A 22695-nucleotide genomic window follows, 5' to 3' on the forward strand; every position below is an offset into this window, starting at 1 on the left:
CAGAGGAACTATGGCAGGAAATAGCATCGGCCAACATTTTCGAGTCACCACATTCGGAGAGAGTCACGGAATTGCACTGGGTTGTATCGTTGACGGGTGCCCACCTGGGCTTGAAATTTGTGAAGCTGATTTGCAAAGGGATTTAGACCGCCGTCGCCCTGGGACATCCCGTTACACGACGCAACGTCGCGAGCCCGATGAAGTGAAAATTTTATCCGGTGTGTTTGAGGGGAAAACCACAGGAACGTCGATTGGTCTGTTGATTGAAAATACCGATCAACGCTCAAAAGACTATTCAGACATTAAAGACAAGTTTCGCCCAGGGCACGCTGATTACACCTACCATCAAAAATACGGTGTGCGTGATTATCGAGGTGGTGGCCGTTCTTCTGCGCGTGAAACAGCGATGCGTGTCGCTGCCGGTGCGATTGCGAAACAATATCTCAAAGCACAATTTGGTATTGAAGTTCGCGCTTACTTATCGCAAATGGGCGACATTGCCATCGATAAAATCGATTGGGATGAGATAGAAAACAACCCATTTTTCTGCCCAGATGTCGATAAAGTGGCCGAGTATGATCAATTGATCCGCGACCTTAAAAAAGAAGGCGATTCGATTGGCGCTAAAATTCAAGTCGTGGCGACGGGCGTTCCTGTTGGTCTCGGCGAGCCAGTTTTTGATCGTCTCGATGCCGACATTGCGCATTCACTGATGAGTATCAATGCCGTCAAAGGGGTCGAAATTGGTGATGGTTTTGATGTTGTCGCGCAAAAGGGCAGTGAGCACCGCGACAGTCTGACGCCTGAGGGGTTCACCAGCAATCACGCCGGTGGCATCTTAGGGGGTATTTCGTCGGGGCAAGACATTGTGGCCAATATTGCGCTCAAACCCACCTCGAGCATTACCGTTCCAGGTAAGACGATTGACAAACAAGGTCAACCGACAGAACTTATCACCAAAGGCCGTCATGACCCTTGTGTTGGTATTCGCGCAGTGCCGATTGCCGAGGCCATGTTGGCGATCACTCTAATGGATCACCTGTTACGTCATCGCGGTCAGAACCAAGATGTCATGACTCAAACTCCAAAAATCTAAACGGTAAGGGCGCAGGTATTGCGCCCTTAGTCGTTTCTTTGTTGCCCTTTACCTGAGCGCAAAAAATGGCGACAATAGCGCGCGTTAATCATCACCTTAATCCTCAATGTTATGACCCATCGTTATCAAGATCTGATCGAACTGTTTGACCGCACCTTTTTTGATTCTTATCAAACGCGTTTAGTGCTCAGCCCCGACGAGCCCATTTATCTCCCCGCGGATGATGAGGTGCCATATCATCGCATCATGTTTGCTCATGGTTATTTTGCCTCGGCACTACATGAAATTGCCCACTGGTGTGTTGCGGGACCAAAACGACGTTTATTAGAAGATTTTGGCTATTGGTATCAACCTGATGGACGAGATGAGAACGCGCAGGCGCGCTTTGAGCAAGTGGAGATCAGGCCACAAGCCTACGAATGGATTTTATCGGTGAGTGCCGGTTTTCCGTTTACTGTCAGTTGCGACAACCTAAATGGCGACTTTGAACCAGACAGGTTGGCCTTTATGCACAGTGTGCACCACGAAGTGATGACGATTCTCGAACAAGGGCTTCCGACCCGAGTGGCTCAGTTGTCACAAGCTTTAAGGCAATTTTATGCAATTGCTCCCTTCACGAAAGACGATTTTGTCGTCCAATAAACTTCAACAAGAGAACCTTATGATTATTGAATTTGAAGAAATGATCCTGGCTAAAATCGATGCGCGAATTGACAACGCCTCAGAAGATGAGTTGTTTGCTGGTGGTTATTTGCGCGGTCACGTTTCACTGGCTGCCGCCGATTGTGAAGAAGAAGGTATTCAAGACGTTACCGTACTTAAACAGCGTATTGAAGAAAGTATTAACCTAGCGCGCAGTGAGCTTTCACCAGCGGATCGTCAATTGGTCTTATCTCTGTGGCAAACGCTGAGTACGGAAGCTGTTCAATAAATTTGAACAGCTTGGTCAAGTTTTTGCGCTTGAGCTTCACGGCGAGGGAGTTACTCTAAGTGAACCGAAACTTAGAGGGAATGAGTATGAAAATTATCGCTTTTGGTGCATCAAGCAGTTCGAGTTCAATTAACAAAGCATTGGCGAGCTACACCGCCAATTTAGTGGCAGAAGCGCACGTTGAAGTGTTGGATATTAACCAGTTTGATGTGCCTATGTTTAGTGAAGACAAAGAAAAAGAAATCGGCCAGGCACCTGGGGCTAAAGCCTTTCTAGACGCGATTGCCAGTGCTGATGCCTTGGTGATTTCTTTTGCTGAGCACAATGGGTATTATCCCGCGGCCTACAAAAACTTGTTTGATTGGGCCAGCCGAATTCAACGCGATGTCTATCAAAACAAACCCGCTATTTACCTAGCTGCCTCCCCAGGCCCTGGCGGTGCGCAAAATGTGCTGAAAACCGCGACCGAATCGGCATCGTTTTTCGGTGGCCAAGTTCTAGGGGCATTATCGGTACCCCATTTTTATGAGGTCTTTGACATGCAAAATAGCCAAGTAACGGATGAAAAGCTGCAACAAGACCTGCAAGCTTTAGCGATGACGTTACCGCGCTGATACCCAAACTCAATCACAACAAAAAGCGAGGCTTCAGTCCTCGCTTTTTTTAGATTTGTCCTTGGTCTCTTTGCGACTAGGTTTTACTGGGTTTGACGGTGATGGCTTTGCCTTTGCGCAGTTTTCTGATCCACATGCGACTTGGGTGCAACGCTTCTAAAACCGCTTTGGGCAAGGGCAGTGGATCCCCACAAATTTGCGATGCCAGCAGCTCCGCGAGTAGTGGTGCAGAAGAAATACCCCGTGAACCAAGGCCGAGTAAGGCAAACAAATTGTCGTGATAAGGCAGGCGGTCACACTGCGCCGTAAAGGCTTGCTCAGCTTGCTCTCGTTCAGAGATGTGGCCGACAAAGGGCAAGTGGTCGCGACTGACACAGCGTATGGCCTGGCGGGATTGATTGCCTTGGCTATCCACCTCATTGGGCCAATCTTGTTCGGGAAGGCAATCGATAAGACGTTGGCGATTTTGCGCTTGGGCGATGGGATCAAAGTCGGTGTCAAGTCGGTGTCTGTCGTAACTGGCGCCAATACAATGCTGATTGGTGGCAGGGTGCGCCGGGGTCAAGTAACCGTCGTAACAAAGCACGTTTTGTAGTTGGGCAAGTGCCGGTGTGGTTGGGATGTGACTGACTTGCCCCTTTACTTTGCCAAGCGGTAGGTCGTGGCTGGGCTTAAAGTGATCAAATTGATGGCCATTGGCTATAATCACGGTATCGTGATGTACGCGGTTTTCCATGTCATCACGACCTTCGCGGCGGGTGCAAGTGGTCAATTGCCAACCTTTGTCTGCAGCCTCTAACTCGGTGACCTCACAGTTGTAGTAAACGACCAAGCCCTGTGCAACGCATTCTTCGATGAGCCCCCGAGTGAGTTCTTTGGGGGATAACCAGCCGCCCAAAGGGTAATGTAGACTGGCACAAGAGAGCTCAATGCCGCTCACCTGTCTGGTTTGCTCGGCATTGTGTGCAGTGACCATCTCAAGGGGAAAGCCAAGCTCTGCCACAGGGGATAATTTCTTACTCGCTTTGTCGTTCCACATTAATTGGGTGACACCACACCACTGGTGAGCAAAGTTGACCGAGTCGCTTAATTGCTGATATTGCTGCTTGGCGTACAAAAAAGCGGAGGAGAAAAAGCGAGCAATGTTGTTGTGCTCTTGATTGAGCAAAGGATAAACCGCGCCTTGTTGATTACCAGAGGCGCCTTGTGCCACCTTGGGGTGTTGGCAATACAGAGTGACTCGCTGTTTGCGCCTTAATAATGCTTGAGCCAACATGGCGCTGGCGATCCCGCCACCGATAATGGCGATTGACTCTGATGATGTCGCCGGGTTGGCCGGTAGCCAAGGGTCACGGTTTCCGCCATCAAGCCTTTGTTTGAGGTGGCCTGCCAACATTTCTCGCTTGGTGCCAAACCCCTTGACCTTTTTCATTTCAAACCCGGCTTCGATGAGGCCTCGGCGCACAAAGCCCGCCGCGGTAAAGGTGGCACAGGTGGCATCGGCTTTGGCCAGTTGTGCCATGGCAGAAAACAAGCGCGGGTTCCACATATCTGGGTTTTTACTCGGTGCAAAACCATCGAGAAACCACGCGTCAACCAGGCCAGTTTCAGGTCTTGGCATTTGTGGAATCGAGTCGTGAATATCCCCAAACCACAAGTCTAAGGTAATGCGACCTTGATCTAACACTAAGCGATGGCAATCTGGCATGGCAATGGGGTAGTGTGCTTGCAGTTGTTCGGCATAAGGCTTAAGCTCGGGCCAAGCTTGATGTGCTTTTCTTAAGTCCTTCAAGCTCACTGGGTATTTTTCAAAACTGATAAAATGCAGTTCAGAAACCGCAGCGTTGGGATTTTGTTGGCGAAATTGGTCAAATTGCTGCCACGCGGCGAGAAAGTTTAGGCCGGTTCCAAAGCCTGTTTCGGCAATCACAAAGCGGCGATGGCCGAAGTCTAACCACCGATTGGGGAGCTGGTTTTGTTGTAAAAAGACATAACGGCTTTCTTCTAAGCCGTTGACATTGGAAAAATAAACGTCGTCAAAATGCTCAGAGACGGGCGTTCCTGAGTCGTTCCAATCGAGTTGGGCATGGGATATCGGTGATTTCATAACACTTTCATCGAACTTAAGGCATAATATTGATATTGATTGTACGGATTTCTGGGAAAGCTGACCACTTTTGCCGTTTATCTTAGTTATCATTTAGCGGAATTTAGATTAATAGGAATATGACATGAAACGAGTCGTAATCACTGGTATGGGCATTGTCTCTAGTATCGGTAACAACGTCGAAGAAGTTCTCGCGTCGCTAAAAGCAGGCAAATCGGGTATTACTGCTTCTGAACAATTCAAAGAGCAGGGCTTGCGCTCACAAGTATGGGGCGATTTAAAAATTAATCCTGCAGAACATATCGATCGCAAAAAAATGCGTTTTATGGGCGATGCAGCGGCTTACGCTTATTTATCGATGGAGCAAGCGATTGCCGATGCCGGTTTGAGCGAAGAGCAAGTGTCACATGACCGTACTGGTATTGTAGCGGGTTCGGGGGGCGCTTCTTCTTTGAACCAAGCGCAAGCGGTGGACACGCTTCGCGAAAAAGGCGTTAAGCGCGTTGGACCTTACATGGTGCCTCGTACTATGTCTTCGACCGTTTCTGCCTGTCTGGCGACTCCGTTTAAAATTCGCGGTGTAAACTACTCAATGAGTTCTGCTTGCGCGACATCGGCACACTGTATCGGTCACGCGATGGAGTTGATCCAATTGGGCAAACAAGACATCGTTTTTGCCGGTGGTGGTGAAGAGCTCGATTGGTCGATGACAATGATGTTCGATGCAATGGGCGCATTGTCAACCAAGTACAATGACACGCCAGAATTGGCTTCACGCACTTATGACGCCGATCGCGATGGTTTCGTTATTTCTGGTGGCGGCGGTATGGTCGTGGTTGAAGAATTGGAACACGCTTTGGCCCGCGGCGCTAAAATCTACGGTGAGATTGTTGGCTATGGTGCCACGTCCGACGGTTATGACATGGTTGCGCCGTCTGGTGAAGGTGCCATCCGCTGTATGAAAATGGCGATGGAGTCGGTTGAATCGGTCGATTACGTCAATACCCATGGCACGTCGACTCCGGTTGGTGATGTCAAAGAGTTAGGCGCAATTCAACAAATTTTTGGTGAAAACAGCCCAGCGATTTCTGCAACCAAAGCCATGACTGGCCATGCGCTAGGCGCGGCAGGGGTTCATGAAGCCATTTACTCCACCTTGATGTTGGAGCATGGTTTTATCGCGCCAAGTATCAATATCAGTAACTTAGACGAAGCGGCACAAGGCTTAGATGTCGTGACCAGTGCTCGCGATGCCAAACTGACCACGGTGATGTCGAACAGCTTTGGCTTTGGTGGTACGAACGCGACCTTAGTGATCAAAAAGTATCAAGACTAAGTCTATAACGATTAATGAAACGATACCCAGCTTGGCTGGGTATTTTTTTGTCTCATCCACAACTAGTGCTCGACAGCCCAAGCGCTTTTTAGCACAATCGCGGTTTATTTATTCCAATCAACTCTGACGGCACCGATAATGAAAAGAATACTCATTGATGAAAATATGCCCTATGCACAAGATTTATTTGCGCAATTAGGTGAAGTGATCATGAAACCCGGCCGCACATTGACAGCGGATGACCTCATTGATGTCGATGCGTTGATGATACGTTCAGTGACAAAGGTCAACGAAGATTTGTTAAGCAAAGCCAATAAATTGGCTTTTGTTGGTACGGCAACAGCGGGTATGGATCACGTTGACCAAGCTTTGTTAACCGATAAAGGGATTCATTTTACCGCAGCGCCAGGGTGTAACAAAGTCGGGGTCGCGGAATACGTATTAAGTGCTTTATTGGTGCTCTCTGAGCAGCAAGGCTTTTCTATCTTCGACAAAACCATTGGTATTATCGGTGCAGGCCAAGTGGGGAGCTATTTAGCCAAATGTTTTCAAGCGATTGGTATTAAAGTACTTATCAACGATCCTCCTAAACAGCAACAAGGCGACCAGCGTCAATGGACAGCATTGGACACCTTACTTGAGCAGGCCGATGTCATTACGGTTCACACACCGCTGATCCGCTCAGGGGCGTTCGCCACCCATCATTTATTTGATCAGGCGCGCTTATCTTCGCTTCGAGGCGATCAAATACTGATTAATGCCGCTCGTGGCCCTATTGTTGACAACCAAGCGTTAAAAACGCGCTTACAAGTGAATGATGGCTTTACCGCGGTACTGGATGTGTTTGAATTCGAGCCGCAAGTGGATATGGAATTGTTGCCGCTGCTGGCATTTGCGACACCGCATATCGCCGGTTACGGCCTCGAAGGCAAAGCTCGTGGTACGACCATGGTGTTTAATGCGTATTGTGAGTTTCTCGGTCTAGCGCATCGCGCTCAAGCCGATGATTTGTTGCCCTCGGCGCCCATTCCTACCTTGCATCTCGACCGAGTTTGGGATGAAGCGGTATTACACAGCTTAACTCAGGTCGTGTATGATATCCGCAAAGATGACGCGCTATTTCGACGCACCATCTCGATACCCGGTGAGTTTGATAAAATGCGCAAGCAGTACTGGGATCGTCGTGAATACAGTGCCATCACTCTTATCGGTGATGAAAAGTGTCAATTAGATGCTTTGGATAATTTAGGTTTTAAAATTGAGGTAACACAATGAGTCAACAATTTAACGTGGCCATTTTTGGCGCGACCGGCGCAGTTGGCGAAACCCTGTTAGACGTTCTTGCCGAGCGAGAATTTCCAGTGGGTGAGCTATTTTTACTCGCTAGTGAGCGCAGCGAAGGAAAAACGTATCGCTTTAATGGCAAAACCGTCAAAGTGGAAGATGTGGCCAACTTTGACTGGACTCAAGTACAGATTGCCTTGTTTTCTGCTGGTGGAGACCTGTCTGCTCAATGGGCACCGATTGCCGCAGAGGCTGGTGTGGTTGTGATTGATAATACAGCGCAATTTCGCTACGACTATGATGTACCGCTAGTCATTCCCGAAGTGAACCCAGAAGCCATTGCTGAGTTTCGCAATCGCAATATTATTGCCAACCCAAATTGTTCGACGATTCAAATGCTCATGGCGCTAAAACCGATTCAAGATGCCGTGGGTATTGACCGCATTAACGTCACTACCTATCAATCGGTATCGGGTGCGGGTAAAGCTGGTATCGATGAGTTGGCTGGACAAACGGCGCGCTTGCTCAACGGGCTTCCTGCTGAACCGGAAGCCTTTGGCCAACAAATCGCCTTTAACTGTATCCCGCAAATCGATCAGTTCACTGAAAATGGTTACACCAAAGAAGAAATGAAAATGGTGTGGGAAACACAGAAAATTTTCAATGATCCAACGTTAGCGGTCAACCCAACCTGTGTTCGCGTTCCGGTTTTTTATGGTCACGCTGAAGCGGTACACTTAGAAACGCGTGCGCCAATTGATGCACAAGAAGTTATTGCTTTACTTTCTCAATGTGAAGGTATTGAAGTGTTTGAAGGCCAAGACTACCCAACTCAAGTGCGCGATGCCGGCGGCAAAGACGACGTATTGGTCGGTCGCATTCGCAACGACATCAGTCACCCCAGCGGCTTAAATTTATGGGTCGTGGCGGACAATGTTCGCAAAGGCGCGGCGACCAATGCCGTTCAGATTGCTGAAGTTTTGATCCGCGATTATTACTAATTAATTATTATTAATGTTGTCACTAGCCTCACTTCGGTGGGGCTTTTTTGTCGATAGTTTGTTCATCCTTTGAATCTTGTCGGTATAAATTGGTAAAAGCCCCACATTTTTTGCCTTCAGCCCTGTAGTTTTCACTCAAATATCCGATATAGTAGAAAAATTACGATTTCTGTTTAGTCTGGGCTAAGCCTTCTTATGCGTTATAGTTCTTCTCATCTTGTATTCTGTTTATTGTTTAGCTTAATCGCTTCGGATTCTTCTGTGTTTGCCGAAGGCATAAGATTGCTCGGCCCTAATGGCGATGTTCAGCAAATTCTCAGTGATAGTGGTACACCAAACTCAAGCTCCGAATTAAACAATTCAGGCTCCCCATCGCGCTACTTTGGCCCGACAACCCGCAATCAGACCCTGTGGTCGGTCGCCAGTCAAGTGCGGCCGGATAACAGTGTCACCGTTCAACAAACCTTACTGGCTCTCTTTCAACTCAACCCCCAGGCGTTTGAAGATCAAAATATCCATCAGTTGATTCCCGGCTCTCGTTTGCGCATTCCATCGTTAAATCAAATCAGCGCTCTGAGCACGCAGCAAGCGATCACTGTGATGGCCGCCGATAAAGCCAAACTAACAGGTCAATATCCAGCGAATTTGACGCAAACGAATACGGCATCGGTTGCACCGTCGCCACCATCTAGCGAGGCGACACCGGTCGAGAAGGCGCCAGAAACACGCGCCGACGTTACGCCGCAAGCTCAACCTCAAGCGCAAACAGAGAGCCCTGCACCTGAAATCAGCAAACCAGAAACGCCTGCTCCTGCTGAGCCTGCGGTGAACCTGGCCACTGTCGAGGCCAACAGCGCTAAACCGGTACCGGTGTTGGCCATGACGCAAACCAATGACACCGGTTCGACGGTGTTGTCGACGGATCAATCGCAAGAGTTACAGTCACTGACTGAGAAAAATCATCAGTTGCGGGTGATGTTAGCCAATGTTCAACATGAATTGGCGGCTTTGCAAGGCGATGTCAACGACAAAGAACGCATAGAAAAAGAAGTGGCGCGCATTTTGTCTGAGCAGCGCGAGCAACAAATCGACTCACAAAGGCTGACGCCAACAACGTTCGATCAATTTGCGTCGAGTCCGTGGCTGGTCGCGGCGGCGGCATTTATTCCTGGAGCGCTGCTATCGGCATTACTGCTTTTGATCCTGGGTCGTCGCAAGAATGAAGCAGAGCAAGTCACAGAAACCGAAACTCAGGAGAAGGTGCAAGAGGCGCCTGTGGCTGAGCCAGCCGCAGAGGAAGCGTTGTTACTGATGCCTGATGAAGAGGCGGATCTTGACGAAGCGGAAAATGAAGAAAACACCGGTGACGCTGAGTTTGATGATTTATCGGATGGGATTAATTTTAATCTCGATGATGAGGAAGAGCAATTTAGTGACCTCGATGATGAATTGTCACAGATTGAGGCGTCAAATAATGGCATTGGTGTCAACGGCGATGAAGCTGCACTGGGCTTAAAAGACATGGAGCGCGCTTTAGATGAAGCGGGTGATGAACTGGTATTAGAGGAAGAGAGTCAAGATGCCTCTTTGGCTCTTGATGATGACTTTGACCTGACCGGTCTTGATGACGATGAACAAAGTTTGGAATTGTCGCAAGATGATTTGGATGATTTATTGTCTTCTGCCGCGCAAGAGGCCAGTGATGTCGATGCGGTCGAACAAGCGCTCGACGGTGCGGTAGCCAGTGATGATGATATTGACCAATTACTCTCACAATTTGAGGTTAGCGATGATGACAGCTCGCTAGACCCCTTTGCACTCGACGACGATGATGAGTCAAATGACTCTGAGTTAGAGAGTGAGCTTGACGCGTTGGCTGGCTTTAATGAGTCTAACACGGATAAGGATCAACCAACCAACGACAGCCGCGCCGATGACTTAGACGAACTCGAAGCATTGGCTGGTCTTAGTGAACTCGATGAAGACGACGCGTTGGCCGCTGAGCTGGCGGACAGCAGTGACCTGCTCGATGATTTGTTAAACGAAGATGCGCTTGCAGATGACGTTAGTGTTGATAAAGAGCGCAGCGATGAAGCAAGCGGTAATCAAGACGATGACTTAGATGAACTCGAAGCCTTGGCCGGGCTTAGTGACCTCGATGAAGACGACGCGTTGGCCGCTGAACTGGCGGACAGCAGTGAGCTGCTCGATGATTTGTTAGACGATGATGCGCTTGCAGATGACGTTAGTGTTGATAAAGAGCGCAGCGATGAAGCAAGCGGTAATCAAGACGATGACTTAGATGAACTCGAAGCCTTGGCCGGGCTTAGTGACCTCGATGAAGACGACGCTTTAGCCGCTGAACTGGCGGACAGCAGTGAGCTGCTCGGTGATTTGTTAGACGATGATGCGCTGACGGATGACGTTAGTGTTGATAAAGAGCGCAGCGATGAGGCAAGCGGTAATCAAGACGATGACTTAGATGAACTCGAAGCCTTGGCCGGTCTTAGTGATCTCGATGAGGACGAAGCGTTAGCCGCTGAACTGGCGGACAGCAGTGAGCTGCTCGATGATTTGTTAGACGATGATGCGCTGACGGATGACGTTAGTGTTGATAAAGAGCGCAGCGATGAGGCAAGCGAGAGCATTGACGATGAGTTAGACGATCTCGACGCCTTGGCCGGTCTCAGTGATCTTGATGAAGAAGACGAGACGTCCGCCGCTGACGAATCACTTGATGACCTGCTTGCCGATGATTTGTTAAACGACAATACGCTTACGGATGACGCTCGTGGTGAGGAGATTAATGTCGATGAACAGCGCGGCGATGAGGCCAGCGAGAGCATTGACGATGAGCTAGACGCCTTGGCCGGTCTTAGTGATCTTGATGAAGAAGACGAGACGTCGGCCGCTGACGAATCACTCGATGACCTGCTTGCCGAAGATTTGTTAAACGACAACGCGCTGACGGATGACGTCAGTGACGATGACGTTCGTGTTGATGACGCTCGTGGTGAGGAGATTAATGTCGATCAACAGCGCGGCGATGAGGCCAGCGAGAGCATTGACGATGAGTTAGACGATCTCGACGCCTTGGCCGGTCACAGTGATCTTGATGAAGAAGGCGAGACGTCGGCCGCTGACGAATCACTTGATGACCTGCTTGCCGAAGATTTGTTAAACGACAACGCGCTGACGGATGATACCAGTGACGATGACGTTCGTGTTGATGACGCTCGTGGTGAGGAGATTAATGTCGATCAACAGCGCGGCGATGAGGCAAGCGAGAGCAGTGACGATGAGTTAGATGAGCTAGACGCCTTGGCCGGTCTCAGTGATGAAGTCAATGATGTTGATCGTGATGAACTCACTGACAGTCGCACTGATGACCTCGAGCTGGTTGACGAAGCGCTTGACGCGCCAGTACCAGAGTCCGTTAGCCCTGAAGCAACAATGACAGAGCCTGACTCGCCTGAACCCGATGCCGTACCTGATGACAGTAAGGAAGAGACTGATGGTTTTGAGGATGAACGTGAATTAGCACAACAAGCCCTCGATGATGAGAGCATCGATAGTGCGGATGAACTGGCCGACGAAGAATCTTTGTTGTCGTCTTTGCTTTCTGAGCCCGATGAAGAGTCTGATACGAGAAAGAGTGCAGAGGAAAATACAGCGTTAGACGAGCAAAATATTCAGTCATTATTAGACGATCCTAATTCTGATTCAGACCCAGAACTCGATGGCGATCATGATTCACCACAAGCAAGCGAACCCGAAGAGGCCCAATCCGAAGTCGAGCCTGCTAAGCCATTTAATCGCAACGAATTTATTGATGATTTACAACAAGTTGCCCCACAAAAAGACGCCTTGCTTGACGAAGATTTTAATGTGCCAGATGAGGAGTCCAATGATGCTTTAGCGACGTCGTCACAGCGAGATGCGTCGCTCGATTTACCAGAGAATGAGTTTGGCAAACCAAGTGACGATGATTGGCAGTTTGATGACGTTGACTTAGACAGTTTGTTAGCCTCGGAGCCGCAAGAGGCACGAGCCGGTGATACAGAACAAGAGCGCACGGATTCACAAGATGACCCGGTTGTTGACCAAGTCGACAGCAATGAGGAAAAGGGCTCCGTCGCAGAGCACTCTGAGTCAGACACCTCATCGAGCGATCCACAAGCGAGCTTGGATGAAGAAGAGCAGCCGGTTGGATATACTGATGAAGAAGTCCTTTCGGATGATGACCTCTTTAGTGCAAAGGACAGTTTTGATGAGCTCGATGAACCCGATTTCGATGCGAAAGCCATTGCCGATAACCTGGTCAACGAGGGAGAAGAGCCGGTTGGTTTTAGTGACGACGAAGTCTTGTCTGACGACGCGCTATTCTCGGCCATCGAAGATGCTGAACTCGATTTTGAACCGGATGCTCGCCAAGCAACCACGTCAACCGCTGTCGACAGTGAAGAGCAAGACGCCTTGTTTGACATGTTCGAAAGTGACCAAGCTTATACATCTAAAGACGTTGAGCAATTTGATGAAAAAGCCATGGCGAACTTACTTTCAGAAGATGCTGAACCGGCAGAGTTTGATTTAAAGGCGCTGGATGACGGTGGTTCGAGTGCGGGGATGGATTTTGACGCCATGCTCGAAATGGGAGAAGACTGGAGCGGATTTAACAATAGCGAATCCGAACCCCCTTTAGACGATGACGAGCAAGCGATTTGGGCGGATAGCGAGGCGTTAAAACAGCCCGAGATCCAACAAGAGGATTGGCACAAACAAGACAGTGTTTCTTCATCGCCGAAGCAAAAGTACATGACCATTGACGAATTAATGGCGCAAGTAGAAGCTGAAGAGGCTGAGGATGCCACGACGGTTGACGACGAACTTCAGCTCAACGTGGGGTTGAGTGATTTTCCTGATGTCATCGGTGAATTGGATGAGGAAGACGTTGATCTCAACGCGGAAGCCGCCGGTAAATTGGATCTGGCAAAAATCTACATTGAGATGAACGACGACCAAGGGGCGAAAAAATTATTGGAAGAAGCGATCGTCGATGGCAATGATGGGATCCGCCGCGAAGCCAAATCCTTGATCGATTATTTAAATGACCGCTCTTATGAGTAACGGCGAAAGCATTGGAATTCTTATTTTGAGCGATTATACTGCGTGCCCAAAAGGTTACTAGCAAGGTTGAAATGAAGATTGCACTAGGCATTGAGTACGATGGTGCTCGTTATTACGGTTGGCAGAGGCAAAGAGATGTCATCAGTGTTCAAGAGTCATTGGAAAAGGCATTAAGTGTAATTGCGAATTGTCCGGTCGAGGTTCAATGTGCAGGGCGAACGGATGCGGGCGTTCATGGCACAGGGCAAGTGGTTCACTTTGAGACCAATGTCGATCGCAAGATGGTAGCATGGACGATGGGGGTGAATGCGCATTTGCCATCCGACATCGCTGTGAGATGGGCAAAGCAAGTGGATGATGAGTTCCATGCGCGCTTTTCAGCGACAGCGCGACGTTATCGATACATCATTTATAATCATGCGTTAAGACCGGGGATTTTGGGCCGCGGCGTTAGCCACTATCACGATGCGCTCGATGAGCAAAAAATGCATCTCGCTGGACAATATTTGCTTGGTGAAAATGACTTCACGTCATTTCGCGCCGTTCAATGTCAGTCGAATAGCCCGTGGCGTAATGTTAAGCACCTCAAGGTATCTCGGCAGGGTAACTATGTGATCATTGACATCAAAGCCAATGCGTTTGTTCATCACATGGTGCGCAACATCACCGGCAGTTTGATTGAGGTTGGCAAGGGCGCCCAACCGGTTGAGTGGATTGAATGGCTGTTGCAAGCCAAAGACCGGCGTCTCGCTGGTGCCACCGCGAAAGCAGAAGGTTTGTATTTAGTGGAAGTAGACTACCCCGAACACTTTGCATTACCGGCAATGCCGGTGGGGCCTCTCTTTCTAGATTAACGAAGTAAAAGCAGGTCGTTATCACATTTTTAATTGATATCGTGCCCGTTTGGTTTGAAATGTGCCTGAAAGTGATGAGTTAGAGCATTGAGAAATGCTAGGCTGGTCTCATAGCTAAAGTGCTTGAAAAATAGGTACAACCAGTTTTTTATCTACAGGCGCTGACAGATATGGTTTAATCTGCAGCGTAAATGATTTTTAATCTCTCGCCTTGCGAGCGAAACGACATAAAAGGTCTTCCATGAGTTGGCTTGAAAAAATTCTTGAAAAAAGCAATATCGTAAGTTCACGTAAAGCCTCGATTCCCGAAGGTGTTTGGACTAAATGTACTTCGTGTGAGCAAGTGCTTTATCACGCCGATGTCGAGCGCAATTTAGAAGTGTGCCCGAAGTGTAATCACCACATGCGGATGAAAGCACGTCGCCGCTTAGAAACGTTTCTTGATGAGGACAATCGCGTAGAACTCGCGAGCGAGCTAGAACCTAAAGACAAGCTCAAGTTCAAAGATTCAAAACGCTATAAAGACAGAATTGTCGCGGCACAAAAAAACAGCGGTGAAAAAGACGCGCTTGTTGTGATGAAAGGGGAGTTGTTAGGCTTGCCTTTGGTGGCTTGTGCTTTTGAATTCTCTTTCATGGGGGGGTCAATGGGCTCGGTCGTCGGTGCCCGTTTTGTGCGTGCCGTTGAAGCGGCAATCGAAAACAATTGTGCTTTGGTGTGCTTCTCGGCCAGTGGCGGGGCGCGTATGCAAGAGGCATTGATGTCTCTGATGCAAATGGCAAAGACCAGCGCAGCGCTAGAGAAACTTTCACAACAGGGCCTGCCGTTCATCTCTGTGATGACAGATCCAACAATGGGTGGGGTTTCTGCGAGTTTAGCTATGCTTGGTGATATTAACATCGGCGAACCTAAAGCGTTGATCGGTTTTGCCGGTCGTCGTGTTATCGAGCAAACCGTACGCGAAGATCTGCCAGAGGGTTTCCAACGCAGCGAGTTTTTACTTGAGCATGGTGCGATTGATATGATTGTTGATCGCCGAGACATGCGCGATCGCATCGGTGGTTTGATCGCCAAGCTGACTAATCAGCCATTATCACAGCAAGATATTGATGTCGAAAGTGAAAATGAAGCTGATTATGCTATACCAGAAGCGGACGAAAAAGAGTAAAGTAGTCGTTAATTAAAACAAACCAGTTTGACTGTGGTTACGTTAAATGACTGACTTTACAAAACCTGAAGCCACATCGCCATTATCGGTGTGGCTTGATTATTTAGCTACTATTCACACTTCTTCTATCGACCTTGGCCTTGAGCGCGTACTCAAGGTTGCAAAAGACGGTCAGCTGACCCAACCTAAAGCAAAAGTCATCACTGTAGCAGGTACCAATGGCAAAGGTTCCACTTGTGCCATGTTAGAGGCAATTTTACTCGATGCTGGGTATTCGGTTGGCGTTTACAGTTCACCGCATTTGATTCGTTATCATGAACGCGTCCGAGTCAACGGGCAAGAGCTCTCTGACCAAGACCACGTTCAAGCATTACACTATATCGAAACGCTACGCGCTGAGACCAGTCTGAGTTTTTTTGAGTTCACCACGTTATCTGCTTTGTATCTGTTTGAGCAAAAACAGCTCGATGTGATTTTACTTGAGGTTGGCTTAGGTGGGCGGTTAGACGCCACGAATGTGGTTGAGCACGACGTTTCTCTGATCACGAGTTTGGCACTGGATCACGTCGATTGGCTTGGGGATGATATCAATGTGATTGGTTATGAAAAAGCGGGTATTTTCCGCCCTCATAAACCGGCCATTTGTGGTCAACCCAACCCCCCGGCAACCGTGGCAGCCCATGCTGATGATATCAAAGCGGATTTTTATCAAGTCGGTATTCAGTTCGATTACCAACAACAAGGCGATACTTGGTCTTGGCAAAGCGGCGCATTTCATCTTGAGGAGCTTCCGGTTCCTGGCTTACCGCTCGCCAATGCCGCCACGGCGTTAATGGCATTGGGGACCAGTGGATTGGAGATCACGGATGTCAATATTGCCAATGGACTTCGCAAGGCCGCATTGGCAGGGCGAATGCAAGTTCTGGCGCAAAACCCAACGGTGTTACTCGATGTTGCCCACAATCCGCACTCTGCTCAATACTTAGTAGAACAACTGTCGCAACGGTATGGGGATACACCCATACACCTTGTGGTGGCCATGTTACACGACAAAGATATCGCGGCGACCATGAAGGTGTTAGAGCCGATAGCCAGTGTTTGGTACCCCGCTTCGTTGCAGGGCCCAAGAGCGGCCAACGCCGAGGAGCTTGCGCAGTATGTACCAAGCGGTAACCCTTTGTATGCCTCACCGGTTGAGGCTTTCAAAGCCGCGCATGAGCAAGTGAGCGAGGAGGAAATGATCGTGGTCGTTGGCTCGTTTCACACGGTAGGAGAAGTACTACAATACTGGCAGTCGCGAGGGTAATTTATGGCCAGCCAATTTCAAAACCGACTTGTCGGAACCATTATACTCGTATCATTAGGGGTAATAGTGATACCCGATATATTAGATGGGCAAAAACAGCACTATCAAGAGCAAAGCAGTGCCGTCCCCCTTAAGCCTGAGAGCGATGGCCGTTCAATGGCTGACGTGAAAGCGCCAGAGGCGGTCGATACCGATTTGCCAGAAGCGCCGGTTAAGGTGGTGACGATTGATAATACCCCTGCTGATCATGACAGTGGGTCATCACCTGAAAAGAAACCAAATCCGGTGGATACAGCGGCTGAAAAACCCCTGCCAGTCGCGATTGAAGATACCGAACACGGCGAAAAATTTGATGACAGTGCGTATGTGATTCAATTGATGGCGTTGAAAAATTCAGAAAACGCCATCAATATGGTGAAAGATTTACAAAAACGCGGCTATCAGGCGCATACGAAAAAAGAAAATGGCTTTACTCGAGTCATTATTGGCCCTGATGTCTCTAAATCAAAACTTGAACAACAGATCATCGAGCTGGAAAAAATTACCGGCTCACGAGGTCAACTGCTTAAGTTTCGTCCGATAAATCCATAAGAAAACGTTTGCGTCGCGTATTTTTCTGCTAGAATGCGCTCTAAATGAGATGATGAACCATGATGAACTGGTTAGATATAATAATTCTAGGTGTGATTGGCCTATCGGCTTTAATCAGCTTAGTCAGAGGGTTTACAAAAGAAGCATTGTCGTTGGTTATTTGGTTTGGGGCCTTTTTTATCTCCAGCCATTACTACAGCCGCTTATCGGTGTATTTTACCAATTTTGACGATCCAATGTTTCGCGATGGCGCGGCCATCACCGCATTGTTTATTGCGACCTTAATCGTTGGCGCTTTAGTCAATTACGTGATTGGACAACTGGTGCAAAAAACAGGCTTGTCTGGAACCGACAGGGTACTCGGCGTCGTCTTTGGCGGTGTTCGCGGTGTGCTGATCGTTGCGTCTTTGCTGTTTTTTGCTGATGCTTTCACCTCTTTACCCAGTTCAGAATGGTGGCAGAGTTCTCGCTTAGTGCCAGAGTTTAGTCGTGTGATAACGCCTTTTTTTGAGCACTTACAAGCAACATCCAGTTTCTTATCTGGCCCGTAACAGCGGGTCAGTTTTTATCGAAAACCGAGGAATAGACCATGTGTGGTATTGTTGGAATCGTGGGCACAACGCCTGTAAATCAGTCGATCTATGACGCACTTACGGTGTTACAGCATCGTGGCCAAGATGCAGCGGGTATTTGTACCATAGAAAGCAATCGTTTTCGTTTGAGAAAGGCGAATGGCTTGGTCAAAGATGTCTTTGAAGCGAAACACATGCAGCGCTTGCAAGGCACTGTGGGGATTGGTCACGTTCGCTACCCAACGGCGGGCAGCTCGAGCGCTTCTGAAGCCCAGCCATTTTATGTCAACTCACCTTTCGGCATTACCCTTGCTCACAACGGTAACTTAACCAATGCGCATGAAGTTCGACAAAAGCTGTTTGAAAAAGATCGCCGTCATATCAATACCACTTCCGATTCTGAAGTGTTATTGAATGTCCTCGCACACGAAATTGATACTGTACGCGGTAATGTAACAGCAGAAGACGTTTTTCGCGCGGTAACCAATGTGCACCATACTGTACGCGGCGCTTACGCTGTGGCGTCGATGATCATTGGTCACGGTATGGTGGCGTTTCGCGATCCTAACGGTATTCGCCCACTGTGTTTGGGTAAGCGCGAAGAAAACGGCAAGGTCGAATACATGGTGGCCTCTGAGTCTGTTGCATTAGATGCAGTCGGCTTTGATTTTATGCGTGATGTTGCTCCTGGCGAAGCGATTTACATGACGTTTGACGGTCAACTTTACACCAAACAATGCGCGCACAAGCCAAGCTTAACGCCGTGTATTTTTGAGTTTGTCTACTTTGCCCGCCCTGATTCGTTTATTGATAAAATCTCGGTGTATAGTGCGCGAATTGAAATGGGTAAGCGTTTGGGCGAGCGCATTAAAGAAGACTTTGATAATTTAGACATCGACGTGGTCATTCCCATTCCGGAAACCTCCTGTGATATCGCGTTGCAGATTGCACAAGCGATTGATAAACCTTATCGACAAGGGTTTGTAAAAAACCGTTATGTCGGCCGTACCTTTATTATGCCGGGTCAACAACAACGACGTAAGTCGGTTCGTCGCAAACTCAATGCCATTCGCTCTGAGTTTAAAGACAAGAATGTGTTATTGGTCGACGATTCCATTGTTCGCGGTACGACTTCAGAGCAAATTATCGAAATGGCAAGAGATTCAGGGGCTAAGAAAGTCTACATGGTGTCGGCTGCGCCAGAAGTGCGTTTCCCGAATGTGTATGGCATTGACATGCCAAGCGCCAGTGAATTGATCGCACATGGCCGTGACAATGACTCCATCTGCCGCCAAATTGGTGCTGATGCTTTGATTTATCAAACCATTGAAGATTTGATCAGCGCGGTGAAAGTGGGTAACCCAAGTATTGAGGCTTTCGACGCCTCGGTGTTTAACGGTGAATATGTGACGGGTGATATTGACCAAGCTTACTTAGATTTTCTGGAAGATATGCGCAATGATGACGCTAAAGTTCAGCGAGAAATACAGCAAGATTTAGTCAATTTAGAACTGTATAACGAAGGCGCTTAAAGCGGTTCGTTGATTAGCCATGTTTGATGGCATTGTTATAAAACTAGAGCGTTATAAAACCAGAGCCTCGGCTCTGGTTTTTTTGTTTGTAAAGGTGGGGCGAGTTGGCTTAGTGCGATTGAGAGATAATGAAATCAATAAACAGGCGCACCTTATCGGGTAAGTGATCTTTGTGGTTATAAATCATATAGACATCTCTTGGGTTAGCGCTCCACGAAGGCAACACTTGTATCAACTCTCCTCTGGCGATGTAATCATCGAGCATGACGTCAGGCATTAAAGCAATCCCCAATCCATCGGAGCAGGCGCTGCGCACCACATTGAGTGCATTGGCTTGAAAACGGCCTCGGTCGGTGTTGACCACCATATCGCCTTCCTCGTTGGTTAACGTCCATTTCAGCAAAGGAAAACCTTTTAACAGGGCGTGCTGGTGTAATTGGTCGGCGTGAGTTGGAATAGGGTTGTGGTTGAGATACTCGGGGCTGGCGATGAGTATGTCTTTTACTTCACCGATTTTTCGAGCTATGAGGCTGGAATCGCGCTGCGGCCCGACGCGAAAAATGACGTCCCACTCCGTTGGGTCTAATTGCTCTGAATGGTTTTCTGTGGTGAGGTCGAGGTTGATGTCCGGGTAGTGATGCATGAAGGCATTAAACAGCGGCATTAACATCAGCTTGGTCAGGTTGTACGGCGCAGAAAGCTTGATTTTTCCCGTTGCGCCTCGGCATTCATCCGTAATTTCTTCTGCTGTGGAAGTCAAACGCTGTAATAGGGGCGCGCATTCGCGAAAAAAACGCTCTCCTGCTTCTGTTAACGTCAATCTTCTGGCGTGGCGATTGAGTAAGCGCAAGTGTACGGAATCTTCAAGGGCCTGAATTCGGCGCGTAATGGTGGCGACGGGGATCATGGTCTTTCTTGACGTGGCCGTGTAACTGCCATTTTCTACGACAAGGCGAAATAAATTGAGATCGTCTAACTTCATTGCGGTAGGTCGCGTCCAAAAATAACAAGAGACTTACTTTGCTCTCAAACCCCTGCTTGTGTCAATAATGAAATCTCATTTTCAATAATGAAAAAATAAATGTGATCTTATTCATACTTAATCTTGTCAATAAGGTGATTTGCGTCTATGTTTTATGCGGAATGAGAAAATCGAATACCTTTTGTATGGCTTATTGATAAATCGTACAATAAAATTTCTGGCAGTGTTATTTAGCGGATGTAACTATGAATAAAATGGTCTCAGCTAAGGTTGATGCAAACAACAATTGTCAACCTGAGAAAGCCTATCAGATTATGATTGTCGACGATGACCCGGTCTTTCGTCGTATTACGTCCGCCTTTTTAACCCGCAATGGTTATCGAGTGAGCGAAGCTGAAAATGGCATCGATGCACTAAAAGCCCTGCGAACTCAAGTTCCGGATTTGTTGCTGTGTGACCTTGATATGCCGTTTCTCAATGGAATTGAGTTAGTCGAAGAGTTGACACAACAATACCCTTCATTACCACTGATGGTGATTTCTTCGACGTCAGACATGAAAGAAGTCGCCAACGCCATCCGATTAGGGATTAAAGAATTTGTTGCCAAACCGGTGGCAGACTACCAACAACTCCTGGGCTCTATCGAAGCGGTCATCGACAAAAGCCATGATGTTTATACTCAGCAACAAGCCTTTGGGGCTCATTTTTTCCCGCCGGAAACCAGTGAGGAGAGAGTCACGGAGGAGCAAGAGCTGCATTGGCATTTAAACCAGTTGCAGGAAAATCCCGCCCAAGCCCGTGATTTGCTGCGCGCCCTGTTACCTGAGCAAGACTCTAGTCAAGGCAATTGGCATTGCTCCTATCGATTATTGCAAACCACAGAAACCATGCCTTTTGTCTTTGACTATCGCTGGTTGATGCAAGGTCAATTCGCTTTTTACCTACTCGACTCTGATACCGAGCAAGATCACGGCGTGGTTAGTGCATTGTTGATACGCACTCTGTTTGACGATTATTTGCGCAAGGCGTATTTGGGCACTGTGGTCCTTAAAGACCTGGTCCGCCAAGTGGAGGCGGGGATCGCGTCTTATCGCTATGCGCCCCCAATTAAAGCCATGTTCGGCTTGGCGGATTTTACCACCGGGTCGATACGTTTTTTGCCTGCCGGTTTATCGGCGCTGTGGGATTGTGGCTCTGAGCGTCACGTGCTTCGCTGCTGCGGAATCTTGGGCGGGGAAACGGCGCCCACACTCGATGAGATTGAATTGCCAATTGGTCATTTAGGGCAATTGATGATGGGGGCAACCGGTAAGTCGAACTTCGATTTTACTTTGCGCAGCCGCCGAGTGTGATCGGGAGCAAAGCGTGTCAAATTTTCTGCTTGCGCAAACGTTTAAACCTGAGTGTTTTTGATTTTCCGTTGAATGGGTTATTGCTGTCAGAGGCAAAAATCTCTAGTATTATGCGCATGCTGCCCACGGTAAAATGCCGGATTTGATCATTTCCGACATTGTCAATTGGGCATATCTTCCATACCTTTTGTTTCAAGTGCGTTCATTTGAGCAAAGAGCTTGTCTTAACCAAGGACAAATGAGCTCTTCAACACAAACGTGCCTGATTCATCCAATAAGTAATTCAAGATTATGACGACAGAAACCATCAATAAGATTAAAGCCAGTATTCAAAGTATTGCCGATTACCCCAAGCCGGGCATTATTTTTCGCGACGTGACCAGTTTGCTGGAAGACTCCGAAGCTTATCAAGCCACGATTCAATTGTTGGTCGAAAAATATCAAGCAATGGGCTTTACCAAAGTGGTGGGGACTGAAGCGCGTGGTTTCCTTTTTGGAGCCCCTTTAGCGCTTGAACTAGGCGTAGGTTTTGTTCCGGTTCGCAAACCGGGGAAATTGCCACGTCAAACTATTTCACAGTCGTACGATCTCGAATACGGTACCGACACATTGGAAATTCATACCGATGCGATCAAACCGGGCGATAAAGTGTTGGTGGTGGATGATCTGCTCGCAACCGGTGGTACGATTGAAGCGACAACCAGTTTGATCCGTCAACTTGGTGGCGAAGTGGAGCACGCGGCATTTATTATCAACTTACCTGAGATTGGCGGCCAACAACGATTAGAAAAGTTAGGCTTAAACGTGCATACTCTTTGTGAATTTGACGGACATTAATATTT

General features: G+C 48.2%; 18 protein-coding genes. 16 read left to right on the top strand and 2 right to left on the bottom strand.

Features of this window, described 5'->3' with window-relative positions; translation table 11 throughout:
• Positions 1 to 10: 10 nt before the first annotated feature.
• The 4 genes from aroC to AB0763_RS04860 all read left to right on the top strand — a co-directional run bounded on the left by aroC (position 11) and on the right by AB0763_RS04860 (position 2641).
• Entirely contained in the window at positions 11 to 1096 is a 1086-nt protein-coding gene (gene aroC / locus AB0763_RS04845; protein WP_306101370.1) for a chorismate synthase, read from the top strand.
• A gap of 111 nt (positions 1097 to 1207) precedes the next feature.
• Positions 1208 to 1738: an elongation factor P hydroxylase gene (locus tag AB0763_RS04850; RefSeq protein ID WP_306101369.1), complete on the top strand. Its 531-nt coding sequence runs from the start codon at positions 1208 to 1210 to the stop codon at positions 1736 to 1738.
• Positions 1739 to 1757: 19 nt separating this feature from the next.
• On the top strand, positions 1758 to 2027 hold the full coding sequence (locus AB0763_RS04855; RefSeq protein ID WP_306101368.1) for a YfcL family protein: 270 nt from the start codon (positions 1758 to 1760) through the stop codon (positions 2025 to 2027).
• A gap of 86 nt (positions 2028 to 2113) precedes the next feature.
• Positions 2114 to 2641, top strand: a complete 528-nt coding sequence (locus AB0763_RS04860) for an NADPH-dependent FMN reductase (protein ID WP_306101367.1) — start codon at positions 2114 to 2116, stop codon at positions 2639 to 2641.
• A gap of 76 nt (positions 2642 to 2717) precedes the next feature.
• Here the strand turns inward: AB0763_RS04860 and mnmC are convergent, their stop codons facing one another.
• Positions 2718 to 4748, bottom strand: a complete 2031-nt coding sequence (gene mnmC, locus AB0763_RS04865) for a bifunctional tRNA (5-methylaminomethyl-2-thiouridine)(34)-methyltransferase MnmD/FAD-dependent 5-carboxymethylaminomethyl-2-thiouridine(34) oxidoreductase MnmC (RefSeq protein ID WP_306101366.1) — start codon at positions 4746 to 4748, stop codon at positions 2718 to 2720.
• 124 nt (positions 4749 to 4872) lie between these two features.
• On the opposite strand from mnmC, the gene fabB reads away from it, so the two are divergent.
• The 10 genes from fabB to purF all read left to right on the top strand — a co-directional run bounded on the left by fabB (position 4873) and on the right by purF (position 19519).
• A complete protein-coding gene (gene fabB, locus AB0763_RS04870; protein ID WP_306101365.1) occupies positions 4873 to 6084 on the top strand; it encodes a beta-ketoacyl-ACP synthase I in 1212 nt (403 codons plus the stop codon).
• Between the two features lie 138 nt (positions 6085 to 6222).
• Positions 6223 to 7359: a 4-phosphoerythronate dehydrogenase gene (locus tag AB0763_RS04875; RefSeq protein WP_306101364.1), complete on the top strand. Its 1137-nt coding sequence runs from the start codon at positions 6223 to 6225 to the stop codon at positions 7357 to 7359.
• On the top strand, positions 7356 to 8369 hold the full coding sequence (locus AB0763_RS04880) for an aspartate-semialdehyde dehydrogenase (protein WP_306101363.1): 1014 nt from the start codon (positions 7356 to 7358) through the stop codon (positions 8367 to 8369). The genes AB0763_RS04875 and AB0763_RS04880 overlap by 4 nt, the downstream gene beginning before the upstream one ends.
• Positions 8370 to 8564: 195 nt before the next feature.
• The gene (locus AB0763_RS04885) at positions 8565 to 13496 is read left to right on the top strand and encodes a FimV/HubP family polar landmark protein (protein WP_368643873.1); all 4932 of its coding nucleotides are present in this window, start codon (positions 8565 to 8567) and stop codon (positions 13494 to 13496) included.
• Between the two features lie 71 nt (positions 13497 to 13567).
• A complete protein-coding gene (gene truA, locus AB0763_RS04890; protein WP_306101361.1) occupies positions 13568 to 14350 on the top strand; it encodes a tRNA pseudouridine(38-40) synthase TruA in 783 nt (260 codons plus the stop codon).
• 241 nt (positions 14351 to 14591) lie between these two features.
• Positions 14592 to 15518 (top strand): acetyl-CoA carboxylase, carboxyltransferase subunit beta, encoded by a 927-nt coding sequence (gene accD / locus AB0763_RS04895; protein WP_306101360.1) that lies wholly within the window; start codon positions 14592 to 14594, stop codon positions 15516 to 15518.
• A 46-nt stretch (positions 15519 to 15564) separates the two neighbouring features.
• Complete coding sequence (gene folC / locus AB0763_RS04900; protein WP_306101359.1) at positions 15565 to 16824, top strand: bifunctional tetrahydrofolate synthase/dihydrofolate synthase; 1260 nt, start codon at positions 15565 to 15567, stop codon at positions 16822 to 16824.
• Between the two features lie 3 nt (positions 16825 to 16827).
• A complete protein-coding gene (locus AB0763_RS04905) occupies positions 16828 to 17415 on the top strand; it encodes an SPOR domain-containing protein (RefSeq protein WP_306101358.1) in 588 nt (195 codons plus the stop codon).
• A 62-nt stretch (positions 17416 to 17477) separates the two neighbouring features.
• Positions 17478 to 17966 carry a CvpA family protein gene (locus tag AB0763_RS04910; RefSeq protein ID WP_306101545.1) on the top strand — a complete coding sequence of 163 codons (489 nt, stop codon included), beginning with the start codon at positions 17478 to 17480 and terminating at the stop codon, positions 17964 to 17966.
• 38 nt (positions 17967 to 18004) lie between these two features.
• Positions 18005 to 19519, top strand: coding sequence for an amidophosphoribosyltransferase (gene purF / locus AB0763_RS04915; RefSeq protein ID WP_306101357.1), 1515 nt, complete (start codon positions 18005 to 18007; stop codon positions 19517 to 19519).
• Between the two features lie 109 nt (positions 19520 to 19628).
• Here the strand turns inward: purF and AB0763_RS04920 are convergent, their stop codons facing one another.
• Positions 19629 to 20501: a LysR family transcriptional regulator gene (locus AB0763_RS04920; RefSeq protein WP_306101356.1), complete on the bottom strand. Its 873-nt coding sequence runs from the start codon at positions 20499 to 20501 to the stop codon at positions 19629 to 19631.
• 245 nt (positions 20502 to 20746) lie between these two features.
• Between AB0763_RS04920 and AB0763_RS04925 the strand changes: the two genes are divergently transcribed.
• Positions 20747 to 21853 carry a response regulator gene (locus AB0763_RS04925; RefSeq protein WP_306101355.1) on the top strand — a complete coding sequence of 369 codons (1107 nt, stop codon included), beginning with the start codon at positions 20747 to 20749 and terminating at the stop codon, positions 21851 to 21853.
• Between the two features lie 291 nt (positions 21854 to 22144).
• Positions 22145 to 22690, top strand: a complete 546-nt coding sequence (apt, locus tag AB0763_RS04930; protein ID WP_306101354.1) for an adenine phosphoribosyltransferase — start codon at positions 22145 to 22147, stop codon at positions 22688 to 22690.
• Positions 22691 to 22695 lie beyond the last annotated feature (5 nt).

This window comes from Vibrio sp. HB236076, from assembly GCF_040957575.1.
GTDB lineage: Bacteria > Pseudomonadota > Gammaproteobacteria > Enterobacterales > Vibrionaceae > Vibrio.

Bases quoted from the DNA above. Each gene is read 5' to 3' on its own strand.
- aroC (WP_306101370.1), top strand. From the start codon at position 11: ATGGCAGGAAATAGCATCGGCCAACATTTTCGAGTCACCACATTCGGA.
- AB0763_RS04850 (WP_306101369.1), top strand. From the start codon at position 1,208: ATGACCCATCGTTATCAAGATCTGATCGAACTGTTTGACCGCACCTTT.
- AB0763_RS04855 (WP_306101368.1), top strand. From the start codon at position 1,758: ATGATTATTGAATTTGAAGAAATGATCCTGGCTAAAATCGATGCGCGA.
- AB0763_RS04860 (WP_306101367.1), top strand. From the start codon at position 2,114: ATGAAAATTATCGCTTTTGGTGCATCAAGCAGTTCGAGTTCAATTAAC.
- mnmC (WP_306101366.1), bottom strand. From the start codon at position 4,748: ATGAAATCACCGATATCCCATGCCCAACTCGATTGGAACGACTCAGGA.
- fabB (WP_306101365.1), top strand. From the start codon at position 4,873: ATGAAACGAGTCGTAATCACTGGTATGGGCATTGTCTCTAGTATCGGT.
- AB0763_RS04875 (WP_306101364.1), top strand. From the start codon at position 6,223: ATGAAAAGAATACTCATTGATGAAAATATGCCCTATGCACAAGATTTA.
- AB0763_RS04880 (WP_306101363.1), top strand. From the start codon at position 7,356: ATGAGTCAACAATTTAACGTGGCCATTTTTGGCGCGACCGGCGCAGTT.
- AB0763_RS04885 (WP_368643873.1), top strand. From the start codon at position 8,565: ATGCGTTATAGTTCTTCTCATCTTGTATTCTGTTTATTGTTTAGCTTA.
- truA (WP_306101361.1), top strand. From the start codon at position 13,568: ATGAAGATTGCACTAGGCATTGAGTACGATGGTGCTCGTTATTACGGT.
- accD (WP_306101360.1), top strand. From the start codon at position 14,592: ATGAGTTGGCTTGAAAAAATTCTTGAAAAAAGCAATATCGTAAGTTCA.
- folC (WP_306101359.1), top strand. From the start codon at position 15,565: ATGACTGACTTTACAAAACCTGAAGCCACATCGCCATTATCGGTGTGG.
- AB0763_RS04905 (WP_306101358.1), top strand. From the start codon at position 16,828: ATGGCCAGCCAATTTCAAAACCGACTTGTCGGAACCATTATACTCGTA.
- AB0763_RS04910 (WP_306101545.1), top strand. From the start codon at position 17,478: ATGAACTGGTTAGATATAATAATTCTAGGTGTGATTGGCCTATCGGCT.
- purF (WP_306101357.1), top strand. From the start codon at position 18,005: ATGTGTGGTATTGTTGGAATCGTGGGCACAACGCCTGTAAATCAGTCG.
- AB0763_RS04920 (WP_306101356.1), bottom strand. From the start codon at position 20,501: ATGAAGTTAGACGATCTCAATTTATTTCGCCTTGTCGTAGAAAATGGC.
- AB0763_RS04925 (WP_306101355.1), top strand. From the start codon at position 20,747: ATGAATAAAATGGTCTCAGCTAAGGTTGATGCAAACAACAATTGTCAA.
- apt (WP_306101354.1), top strand. From the start codon at position 22,145: ATGACGACAGAAACCATCAATAAGATTAAAGCCAGTATTCAAAGTATT.